Origin of the sequence: Streptomyces sp. NPDC088354, assembly GCF_044753585.1 — a bacterium.
In the GTDB taxonomy this organism is placed as follows: domain Bacteria; phylum Actinomycetota; class Actinomycetes; order Streptomycetales; family Streptomycetaceae; genus Actinacidiphila.
Window position 1 is genome coordinate 1 of the sequence record NZ_JBIVNJ010000086.1, and the last position, 11,572, is coordinate 11,572.

Here is an 11,572-nt window from a genome sequence, read left to right on the forward strand (position 1 = left end):
TCGACGTGGCCGCCGCCGACCCCGGCGCGGCCGGCGGCGACGCCTGACGGTCCCCGCTTCGCACGGGCCCCCACCGCGGTCGCGGTGGGGGCCCTTCGACGCACGTGATGTCTGATCAGCTATGTGAGACGCGCGGCTACTGGGATGGCCGGCCGGCATCACCGCCATACGATCCAGTACCGTCTGTGGCCTGGTGTAGCGTCTGCTACGCCCGCCGACCCGCTCGGCGAACGCCGTCCGCTTGAAACTGTCCAGCTCCGCATAGCCACCCAATCGCCGTCGAGGTCCATGTCCCCGCCGGTGCAGGCGATGAACTCGGCGCCGAGCTGTTCCAGAGCGGGGAAATACTGCAGGATCTGGGCGCGGAGCCGGTTGATCGCTCTGGTGCGGTCGGCGGTGAGGTCGTAGCGGCGGGCGGTGAGGATCCGCAGGTCTATCGCGATCTCGTCCCACTCCTGCAAAGGCTGCAGGTCACGGCGCATTCGGGCCTGGTCCGCGATGACGTAGGCGTCCTTCGCGTCGGTCTTCCCGTCCCCGCGGTAGGAACCGGAGGCGTGGTGGACCGTCCTGCCCGGGATGTAGAGGAGTCGCTGCCCGTGTCCGGTCAGCAGGGCGATGAGCAAGGCGGCCCCGTCGGCGTTCAGGTCGACCGCCCACGTCACCGGGTGGCCGTCGGCCAGGTCCAGCACGTCACTCATCAATTCCAGCAGCTCGTGCTCGTCGTTCGGCACCCGCCGCGACAGGACCTTCGCCCCGTCCGCATCGATCACCGTGCAGTGGTGCTCGGCCTTGCCAGCGTCGGTCCCCGCCCACAGTTCGGGCACCGGTGTCTCCCCTCGTCGATACGTGTACTGGTCCCTGCGGACGACCACGCCGACGTGTCCCTACGAAGCGACTGTTCGCGCATCCCAATGAGTGGCCGTGTCGTCGCGGGGTCTCGGGCGGCCAATCACTGGAAGCCACACAAGCGGCATGAGCCTTCTGAGCCACACCCGAAACCCCTGGGCCTCCCGATCCTGCGAAGGGTCTGTCCAGGCAACGGCTCTGTTCCGTAGTCGGTGGTGACGGTCGGTGGTCGTTATTGCAGATGGATGGGGTGGCGGAGGAGGTCGAATCCTGCTCGGCCGTGCATCTGTCGCATGATCCTCTTGGTTCGGGTGTTGACGCCTTCGGTGCGGCCGTTGCTCCAAGGGAGGGTCAGTCCGGCATTGACGGCGGCGCGGTCGAGTTCGAGGCCGTTGCAGAAGCTGTGCAGGTGGGGCAGGTCGGCGCTGCGGGCTTGGGCGATCCACCCGGTGAGCTTGGAGTCGTTGCCGCCGGCGGGCGTCAGGAGGGCGGCGAATTCGCGGATGAGGGTGGTGAGCTGGGTCATCTCGGGGCAGGCCGCGGTGTGGAGGCCGAGCAGGTCAGTGTCCTTGGTTCGTAGGCGTTCGGGGTGGGTGAGCAGGAGCCGGGCGAGGTGGCGCGGGGTTGTCACGGGGCGGTCGCCTTCGGCGCGGGCTTGGTTGAGGTAGCGGACCAGCAGGTTGGCGCTGCCGGTGTAGCCGAGTCCCCTGATCTCGTTCAGGAGGTGGGTGACGGGGACGGCCGGGTCGTCGGACCGGCGTTGGCGCAGGTGGTCGCGGTAGGGATCGACCAGGGTGGGTCGGTAGCGGGGGGCGATGCGGTCGGCGGACGGTTCAGGGTTGCGGGCATATCGCTTGACGGTGTTCAGGGCGAGGCCCAGTCTGCGGGCGCAGGCCGACGCCCTGGCCGAGGAGGTCATGGACTTTGTGCCAGCGCTCGTGGGTGGTCTGCTCGCGAACCCCACCAGGGCGGGGCGGGTTGACGGTGCCCCAGCAGGGGGCGTGGGTGCGGACCTCGGCCAGGATCTTGTCGCACAGGTTCTTCCAGGCGCCGCACCCGGACACGGGCCACGACCTGCCGGCCGTCCACCGGCACATCAGCCACCGTCCGGACGTGATACCCGTGCACCCTACCCGTCAGCACCCCGCACACCGGACAGGGCACCGGAACATCCCGGGTCCGTGCGACGACCCGGATAGCCTCACCGTCATCCGCCACATCCTCGATGACCAGAGCAGAGAGCCCTGAAAACACCGTAGCTACAAGGGAGTTGGCACCTCGCATACAACGTCAACGACGCCCATCACCCGGCGTCACCACCGACTACGGAACAGAGCCGAAGACCGTACAGACCCGCCTCAGATTGTCAGGTTCGTGTGGGGGTTCAGATACGGGAGTGTGTCAGGTGTCTGTGGCGGGTTACTGATCGCTGGCCGGGTGGTCACGGGGCCTGATGAGGGTGGCGTGGCCGTTGGGTGGCCGGTCAGAGTGGTGATCGCGACGGGGAACCAGCCTCGTCCAGCTCCCTGGAAGAAGGTTCTAGTGATGGACGTCAGGACTGCCTACCGCGCTGTTCCGGTTGTTGCTGTGGTTCTTGCTGCTCTGGCGTTGACCGCATGTGGCCTTGATGACAGGGATGCTGGGGGCAAGGGTCCGGGTGCTTCTTCGACGGTGTCCACGAATTCTTTGCGGACGGGTTCCGCCGGATCGGGCTCCGGTACCTCCTCGACTTCTGAGCAGGGTGCGCGGGAATCCGCACAGAACACGAACTCCGACGATGCTGTGCGTCGCCGTGCTGCGGCTGGGGACGTCGGTTCTGAGGATGATGCGGCTGTGCGTCGCCGTACTGCGGCTGGGGAGTTTAGCGAGGGGGATGCTGGTGCGGTGCGCGAGTGGGCTGCCAGTCAGGACGCTGCACAGTAGGGGCGATGGGGCTCCTTGAATCTCTTGATCCGATGCCCGGGGGATGGGTTGGACCTGCCTCCAGCCAGCCAGGTCCAGGGGGCGGGTCGCGCTGTTCAGGCACCGCCCCCTGCTGGGATCCCAGGAAACTCCGTCTGCGACTGTTTTCCGCCACCGCCCATGTGAGCGAGCGCCCGCCGATGCCATCTGCGGTTCATCGCAACCTGGTCATTGACCGGTTTCATCACCGGTGCCGCATCGGGCTGCATGGCCTGTCGAGCCCCGACTGGCCGGCAGATCTCAAGGCCCCGTCAAAGTAGAACCACTTGACCGGAGCCGTGGAGCCTGGCGCTTACCCAATGGCAGAGCCGGGCCGGCCCATCTCCAACGAAGACGCCCTTGGGCCTTCACCGATGGCTGAATCATGAAACCTCGAGGCTAGAGGAGTGCATGCAGGTGTGCCAGTACGCCAATCAATTTGGCGCCCGAATCCTATGCGACCGTGATGCCGCCGGGTTTATAGTTACATGCAATCAATGCCAACTTGGAAAGAGGATGTCCAATGACTATTTTTGTGATCGTGTTAGCTGTGCTGCTTGGTATGAGTTTCGTGGGCGGGGGCGTGGCTAAGCTTGCGGGAGTAGCGGTGATGAAGGCTGACGCGAAACGTTTTGGTCTCTCTTACGGGACATTCCGTGGTGTGGGTGCGCTCGAGGTATGCGGCGGTGCGGGACTCCTCGCGGGCCTGGCTTTGTGGCCTCTAGCGGTGGCTGCTGCAGTAGGTTTGGTGGCGCTGATGGTGGGAGCGGTAGTTTGCCACGTGCGTGCTGGTGATCCGGCGGCTAAGACTGTTCCGGCCGCCGCAGTGGGGGCCCTCGTAGCAGTGTTGGGCGCGCTTGTTGTCCTTCAGTAAGTTTCGTTCTTTCGTAGCGAATGACTGAGCTTTTTAGGGTGGTCGCTGATCGGGTGACTGCTGGCGCCGGCGGAGCGGCTTCCCTCCCAAGCCGCGGATATGTGAACTGGCTGTAGGGTGCCATCCAGCCGAGTGGCTACCTAAAAAGACTCACTCTTGCCAGTTCGTGCACAATCATGGATTGGTCAATCGGACGGGGGTAAGTCGTTGCTTGATGCGCTGACGTATGTGGTGAAACCGGAAGACCTACGCGCTGCCGCTGCAGATCCTCTAGGGGTCGATAGCCTCTTGCCGAAAATATGGGAAATGAATTCAGCGGCTGACGTGAACAGCCTCATTAATTTGCTTCGCGGCCTAGTTCCGACCGCTGATTCCATAGCGGGATCCTCGCTCCCGCACTGCGTGGCGGTGATGCGCGATCTGGGCCTTTTTGTAGGATCGATCAAGCGGCATGGCGTTGAGCCAGTTGATGCAGTGCCCGAGTTGGAGGCGCCGCTCCTAATGGTAGGTGAACGGACCGGGATGATCCCCCGGGACACGGTGCATCATTATATCGGATGGAATCCCACCGGTGCTCGTGAGCGGATGTACACCGGTGACTGCATGGAACGCATGCTCATGTCCTCCGTTCGGGTAACGCTTTCTCGCTTGACCGCTGCGGTTGAACTGTGTCAGCAGCTAGAGCGCCTAGAACCACACGAGTTGAAGTTCGCGGTTGCTGCAAACGAACTGGTGGCTCTGCTCCGCTCGCTTGAGGACGCAATCGACATCGTCATAGCTAACGTGACACCGGAGTTCTTCGCCCGCACCATGCGTCCCTACTTTGAAGAAATACGCGTCGGAGGAGTCACATACCTGGGACCGGCTGCGGCACACGTGCCGCTTTCTTTGATCGACCTCGGGCTATGGGCGTGCGACTTCCCTGAAACAGCGTACGAAGATTTTTGGCGGGAGTCAGCATCATACGGACTGCCGCCATGGAAATCCCTGTACGAGCGGTGGGCTACAGGTCCTTCGCTGGTCACCCGGGTGACTTCAGCACTGGGATCGATCCCAACTGATCAGACTCCGCCGAATCTCCGCGCCAGCGCGGAGGCATTGAGTCGTGCCTTGCGCGCTCTCGTGGTCTTCCGAGGTAAGCATTTCACCGTGGCACGTAACGCTTATGCCGAGGAAATACGCCTCTACTCCTTGGGTAGCGGCGGAGGAAGCCTCGACCTTCTCGCCCAGGTGACAGCCCTCACACGGGAAAACGCCATGTTGCTTCGCGAGTCCTTCGCCCGTGGCCATCGAGTGACCGGGCCAGCCCACACGATCGAACCTGCTGGCGATGCGAAAAAGGAAGCAGCACCGGGTTACCAGCAGGGAGTCGGCGCATGAAAATTTTCATTGCAGGCGGCGGAATCGGCGGTCTAACTGCTGCTCTGAGCCTGCACGCGGCGGGTTTCGAGGATGTCCACGTTCTGGAGGCGGCTCGTGAGTTGCTTCCTCTTGGAGTGGGACTCAACATCCTGCCGAACGCGGTCCGCGAACTCACCGAACTCGGCCTGTATGAGGAGCTTGTCAACAATGCCATTACGACCAGTGAGCTCGCACTGTACAGCCGCCATGGCCAACTTATTTGGAAGGAACCCAGAGGCTTGGCGGCTGGATACCACTGGCCGCAACTGTCCATCCATCGTGGATACCTGCAAAGCGTCCTTGCGCGGGCGGTGCGCGAACGCTTGGGACCCGCCGCAATTACGACCCACACACGGGTAACGGATTGCTCGCAGGACCGTAAGGGCAAGGTCGCGGTGACGCTGGATCGGGTGGGTAGCGACACAACTGTAGTGCGCGACGTAGACCTGCTTATTGGCGCTGATGGCATCCGCTCTGCAGTCCGAGCGTCTCTCTATCCGAATGAGGGGCCCCCGCCGGACAACGGAATGATAATGATGCGGGGCACCACTTGGACGGAATCGTTCCTTGACGGGCAGTCAATGATTGTCACCGGCGACGACAGCAAGAGAATTGTGCTGTATCCCATCGCTCAGGATCGCCCCCGTGGCCGTTCATTGATCAACTGGGTGGCAGCCCGGCCTGCCGACGACGACCTACATCACCGCGGCGACTGGAGCCGGGAAGGGTCCGTCGATGATGTGCTGGAGCACTTCGGTGATTGGCATTTTGACTGGCTGGACATCCCCGCCATCCTGAGATCCGCCACTGCCGTGTACCAGTACCCGATGGTGGACCGCGACTCCCTTTCTCGTTGGACTTTCGGCCACGTCACCCTGCTAGGCGACGCCGCACACGCCATGTATCCCATGGGTTCCAACGGTGCGACACAGTCCATCGTCGATGCCCGAGCACTGGCCCACGCCCTTGCCACCTCTGGAGACATCCCAGAAGCCCTTCTCGCGTACGAGGCGGAGCGCCGACCTGCAATGACACTCCTGCAGGCCAGCAACCGCCGGCAGGGCCCCGAAGCAGTTATCACCACCGTCCATCAGCGGGCACCTGACGGTTTCAATGACCTCCATGACGTGATTTCAGCAACTGAGCTTGCCGAAGTCTCAGCCCGTTACGCCATGACCGGCGGCTTTGGCGTTACGGCCGTCAACGGACGGGCCTCTCGCAGCACCTTCCCATCCAAACCGACCGCCCGGGAGAAGTGACCTCAATGAACTCTCCGACATCCGCGTCCGGAACTCGTGAACCCGTGGCAATCGTCGGGATGGCTTGCCGCTTCCCGGGTGCTCCCGGAGTCGACGCCTTGTGGGACCTGCTACGGACCGGCGGCGATGCCACCAGCGACACTCCGCTCGATCGCTACGACACTGAGGTGCTCTACGCACCGCAACCCACCCGCGGAAAGGTGATCAGCCAACGCTCGGGGTACCTGCCACAGGCCGCAGACTTCGACGCCGAGTTTTTTGGTATGTCCACTGCCGAATCGGCCCACCTCGACCCGCAACAACGTCTGTTGATGATGACAGCGTGGGAAGCCCTGGAAGACGCAGGCATCCCCCCACAGCGCGTCGCCGGAAGCCGTACCGGCGTGTACGTCGGCAACATGCACCTGGACTACTGGGACCGGGCCGCACGCCGCGGACTCGAGACGCTGACCCCGTCTCACATCTACAACTACCGCAGCATCCTCTCAGGCCGGCTCTCTCATACCTTCGACCTACGCGGCCCTAGCATCACCCTGGATACCGCCTGCTCGTCCTCGTTGGTTGCCATTCACCTCGCTTGCCAAAGCATTCGAGCCGGGGAAACCACCATGGCCCTGGCCGCCGGCGTCAACCTCAAACTGACCCCCGACGAGGATGTCCTGCTGTCACAGGTACGCATGCTCGCCCCCGACGGACGCTGCAAATTCGGCGACGCACGCGCCAACGGCTTCGCACCCAGCGACGGTGTGGGCGTCATTGTGCTCAAGCCCCTCTCCACCGCGCTTGCTGACGGCGACCACATCCGAGCCCTAGTACTTGGCAGCGCCACCAGCAACGATGGCAGGAGCCATCCAGAACTCCTTACCCCCTCCATTGAGGGACACATTCAGATGTTGCGCTGGGCATACGAAGATGCCGGCGTCTCCCCTGCCGATGTCGACTTCATCGAGGCCCACGGCACGGGAACTCCCATGATCGACCCGGTTGAGTTCACCGCCCTGGGCGAAGTGCTTGGTAAAGACAGGCCCGCGGAACGCACTTGCTATGTCGGCTCAGTGAAGAGCAACATCGGCCACACGGAAGGCGCCGCTGGCATCGCCGCCCTGATCAAAACAGTCCTGTGCCTTGAACACCAGCAGGTCGTGCCCAGTCTCCACTACGAGACGCCAAACCCCAAGATCCCATGGCAGGACCTGCCTCTTGCGGTTCCCACCCAACTACTCACAGTGCCAGACCGAGGCCGCCCCCTCATTGCCGGAATCAGCGGACAAGGCATATCAGCGGCCAACACCCATTTGGTGATCGGCCAAGCCAGCCGTCCGACGCCTGCCCCAACCGCTGATGGAAAACACCTGTTCCTCGCATCCGCCCGCACCGAAAACGCTCTCCAGGAACTAGCAAGCGCCTACCTGGCCTATCTGGCCCCGACCGGCCCAGGCCGCGAATTCCGGCTCGCCGACATATGCCACAGCGCCGCGATGCGACGCCACCACCACCCCAAGCGACTGGCGATCATTGCCACCACTCACGAGGAGCTTGCCGAACGCATTCGCTCCTACCTTGCCGGTGAACCATCAGAGCCCCAAGACTGCACCCACTTGACAGAAATTTCCCAGCGCTACCTGTCCGGTGAACAAGTCAGCTGGGATACGGAATCCGCCCAGCACGTGCCACTGCCCACCTACCCCTGGCAGACAAAGCGTTACTGGCTGAACTGATGAGAAAAGACCCGAGCATGACTCGTACTGCCGTACTCACCGGCCTGGGTGCCTGGCTCCCTCCCACCGTCGTGACGAATGACGACCTGGCCAAACGCCTTGGAATTACTGACGAGTGGATCCACACCCGAACCGGCATTAGGCAGCGGCACATCGTTGACCCTGGCACCGCCACATCCGATCAAGCTATTGCAGCCGCAGCCAGAGCGCTCAAGTCAGCCGGCAATAGAACTGTCGATGCGGTAGTACTTGCCACCACTACCCCAGATCACCCAATCCCCGCGACAGCCCCGACCGTCGCAACGCGACTCGGTTTGAGCGAAGCTCTCGCCTTCGACATCAACGCTGTGTGCAGTGGCTTCGTCTACGGCCTAGCCACCGCTTCCGCTCTCATCACGGCAGCGATTGCCGACACAGTTCTCCTCATCGGCGCGGACACCTTCTCCACTGTCGTCGACCCAAAAGACCCCACCATCGCACCCATCTTCGGAGATGGCGCCGGTGCCGTAGTCCTGCGCGCTGGCTCCGATGATGAAGCCGGCGCCCTACTTGCCTTCGATCTCGGCAGCGACGGCAATCTCGCCCCACTCATCCGTCAATACGCCGGAGGATCCCGCCAACGCTCCACCACCGAAATTCCCGCGAAAGGGGATCATTATATGGCCATGGATGGCAAAAGTGTATTCACTCAAGCCATCAACCACATGACCGCATCATCCCAGGCTGTCCTTCAACGAGCGGGCCGCTCGCCACGCGAGATAGATCGCTTGATAGCTCACCAGGCGAACGCCCGAATCCTGCGCGCAGTTGCCCACCAGCTTGAGGTATCCCACGACAAGGTGGTCACCAATATTGACCAAGTAGGAAACACCTCAGCTGCTTCCATACCCCTCGCACTCGCCCATGCGGCCCGGACGGGAACGCTCCAAGCCGGGGAGTTGGTCCTGCTTACTGCATTCGGCGGTGGACTGACATGGGGTTCTGCGCTCTTGCAGTGGCCATCGCTTGCGGTGCATTGACGCCGTTTCAGGCTCGGCACCTACTGAGAGTGATGCCTTAGGTGACGGATGCTCCTAGCCTTCGCTGTCGGCCAGTAGTCCCGTGGTCCCGGATCATCCGCAGATCCGCTGGATTGCATCACTGAACTGCATTCCAACTCAAGGAGTTCTCTAATGGATACTTTGCACCGTGTATGGAAAGTGCTGGAAGACTGGTGTGAGATGCCGGATGGGCCAATTCAGCCCGACTTGCCGATAGAGACTTTGGACCTAGACTCCCTTACTATGCTGGAGATCTCTCTCGGACTCGACAAGGAATTTGGTACCGAAATCCCAGAGAGCGATATCAAGCAGGCTAGGACTGTGGCGGACCTAGCGGCTCTAGCCGACGCGAACAGCCCTAGCACCGATTGAGGAAGCAGTGCTGGACGGTACCTACTTTTAGCGTTACGGTCCACGAGTTATGTAAAGGATGGGAAATGGAATACGGCCGACGCCCGCTGCACTTCTGGCTACCGTCCCATAGGGCCTCGGTGGGCTCCATGAGACCGCAGTACCAAAGTGCGGATGCTATTCGGATACCCCTTCCGTGCCAGCCAGTTCTCGAATAGTGGCGGGGGCCTTGCAACAGCTCTCTTGCAGCGCTGCTGCTCGTTGGGTGCCACAGCGACTTCGGATCGGCACCGTACCGCGACAGAATGGGAGTACGCCACCTGCCATTTCCTGCGCTGGTGGACAGGGTCGTGTGTGGGTGGCGCAAAGTCCGTATCAAAGGGGCAGGGCTGTCGGTGGTGACGGGGTCCGGCAGCGTAGCGCCAGGGGAGTGTGTGGCATAGAAGAACAACCAGCCTGCCGTCCCGAGCGCCCGATGCCCGGTCAGCTCAAGCCTGGCCTCCTCCGCAACTACCGCGTTCTCCTCGACCCGAGGAAAAACGATACGAAGAGCGATCACGCAAATCGCGAGAGAGCCAGAAGTCAACTTGACCCGGCCTTTCGGGGCCGGGCCAAGTTAACTGAGCGCGTTCACTTCACCGGGGATGCTTCGTTTCGGCGGTTGCAACTGAGAGGATTTCCTGCGCCTGGAGAGGGACGTAGTCGTAGGCGGTCTCGGCGTGGACGACCTGGTCGAGGCCGGTGACTTCGTGGTCGCGGGCGACCCGGAAGCCGACGGTGACGTCGATGGCCTTGGCCAGGAGCCAAGACATCACCAGGGAGTAGGCGCCGACAGCGAGAGCACCGACTGCTTGCTTGCCCAATTGCCCGAAGCCTGCGCTGGCCACGAGTCCGTCGGTGGTGTCGAAGACTCCGATGAGGAGTGTGCCGACGAGACCGCCGACCGCGTGCACGCCGACCACGTCCAGGGAGTCGTCGTAGCCGAAGCGGTCCTTCAGGCCCACAGCCCAGGCGCAGACGACGCCAGCGATCACGCCGATGGCTATGGCACCCCCGGTGTTCACTGCGGCGCATGCCGGTGTGATGGCGACCAGTCCCGCTACCGCGCCGCATGCGGCGCCGAGGGAGGTGAAGGCCCCGCTGTGCAGGCGTTCCCAGGCGAGCCAGCCCATCATGGCTGCGCCGGTGGCGACCTGGGTATTGAGGAAGGCGATGCTGGCGGTGCCGTTGGCGGCCAGGGCGGAGCCGGCGTTGAAGCCGAACCAGCCGAACCACAGCAGCCCGGAGCCGAGCATCACCAGCGGCAGGCTGTGCGGGCGCATCGGCTCCTTCTTGAACCCGACGCGCTTACCCAGGACCAGGAGTGCGCCCAGCGCCGCCATGCCGGCGTTGACGTGCACGGCCGTGCCGCCCGCGAAGTCCTTCACGCCGAGCTTCAAGATCCAGCCGTCCGCCTGCCACACCCAGTGGGCGACGGGGAAGTACACCAGGGAAACCCACAGCACGATGAACAGCATCCAGGCGCCGAACTTGGCGCGGTCCGCGATCGCGCCGCTGACCAGCGCCGGCGTGATCACTGCGAACATCAGCTGGAAGGCGGCGAATGCGAACACCGGGATGGTCCCCGTCAAACTGGTGCCCGTGATGCCCTTCATGCCGGTGAGGCCGAGGTCGCCGACCAAACCGCCGCCGGCGTCGTCTCCGAAGGCGAGCGAGTAGCCGTAGGCCACCCACAGCACGCTGACGATGCCCAGGCTGACGAAGCTCATCAGGAGCATGTTCAACACGCTTTTGACCCGGACCATGCCGCCGTAGAAGAAGGCCAGGCCGGGCGTCATCAGCATGACCAGCGCCGCGCTGATGAGGACGAACGAGGTGTCGCCCGCGTCGAAGCCCTTGGGCATCGAAGTCTCTCCTTGTTTCACGAAGGCCGCTATAGAGCGGCGGAGTCGAACGGGTGCGACCCGCCGGGGGCGGGACCGGTGCGCCGCGTGCATAATGCGGCGCACCGGTTGGCCTTGGCCGGCGGGTGTTAGACGAGGTCGGTCTTCTCCAGGGCGGTGCAGCAGGTGTCGACGATGAGGCGGGTGACGGTGTAGGGGTCGACGTTGGCGTTGGGGCGCCGGTCCTCGATGTAGCCCT

7 protein-coding genes and 3 pseudogenes are annotated in these 11,572 nt (G+C 63.1%); 6 read left to right on the plus strand and 4 right to left on the minus strand.

Annotation, left to right across the window (positions count from 1 at the left end):
- Window positions 1-326: 326 nt before the first annotated feature.
- Window positions 327-824 (minus strand): annotated as a pseudogene (locus ACIP98_RS40970) (IS110 family transposase); the annotation flags it as partial.
- Between the two features lie 254 nt (window positions 825-1,078).
- Window positions 1,079-2,100: pseudogene (locus ACIP98_RS40975) on the minus strand (transposase).
- A gap of 1,210 nt (window positions 2,101-3,310) precedes the next feature.
- On the opposite strand from ACIP98_RS40975, the gene ACIP98_RS40980 reads away from it, so the two are divergent.
- The 6 genes from ACIP98_RS40980 (at window position 3,311) to ACIP98_RS41005 (ending at window position 9,451) form a co-directional block, all read left to right on the plus strand.
- Window positions 3,311-3,661 (plus strand): DoxX family protein, encoded by a 351-nt coding sequence (locus ACIP98_RS40980; protein ID WP_401981764.1) that lies wholly within the window; start codon window positions 3,311-3,313, stop codon window positions 3,659-3,661.
- A 156-nt stretch (window positions 3,662-3,817) separates the two neighbouring features.
- Window positions 3,818-5,041, plus strand: a complete 1,224-nt coding sequence (locus tag ACIP98_RS40985) for a monodechloroaminopyrrolnitrin synthase PrnB family protein (protein ID WP_401981767.1) — start codon at window positions 3,818-3,820, stop codon at window positions 5,039-5,041.
- Window positions 5,038-6,321, plus strand: a complete 1,284-nt coding sequence (locus ACIP98_RS40990; protein ID WP_401981769.1) for a flavin-dependent oxidoreductase — start codon at window positions 5,038-5,040, stop codon at window positions 6,319-6,321. The genes ACIP98_RS40985 and ACIP98_RS40990 overlap by 4 nt, the downstream gene beginning before the upstream one ends.
- Window positions 6,322-6,365: 44 nt before the next feature.
- Complete coding sequence (locus ACIP98_RS40995; protein WP_401981772.1) at window positions 6,366-8,039, plus strand: type I polyketide synthase; 1,674 nt, start codon at window positions 6,366-6,368, stop codon at window positions 8,037-8,039.
- A 17-nt stretch (window positions 8,040-8,056) separates the two neighbouring features.
- Window positions 8,057-9,058, plus strand: a complete 1,002-nt coding sequence (locus tag ACIP98_RS41000; protein ID WP_401981774.1) for a beta-ketoacyl-ACP synthase III — start codon at window positions 8,057-8,059, stop codon at window positions 9,056-9,058.
- 153 nt (window positions 9,059-9,211) lie between these two features.
- Window positions 9,212-9,451: an acyl carrier protein gene (locus ACIP98_RS41005; RefSeq protein ID WP_401981777.1), complete on the plus strand. Its 240-nt coding sequence runs from the start codon at window positions 9,212-9,214 to the stop codon at window positions 9,449-9,451.
- Between the two features lie 614 nt (window positions 9,452-10,065).
- Here ACIP98_RS41005 and ACIP98_RS41010 read toward each other — a convergent pair.
- Complete coding sequence (locus tag ACIP98_RS41010) at window positions 10,066-11,334, minus strand: ammonium transporter (protein WP_401981778.1); 1,269 nt, start codon at window positions 11,332-11,334, stop codon at window positions 10,066-10,068.
- A 128-nt stretch (window positions 11,335-11,462) separates the two neighbouring features.
- Window positions 11,463-11,572, minus strand: a pseudogene (locus ACIP98_RS41015) (glutamine synthetase); the annotation flags it as partial.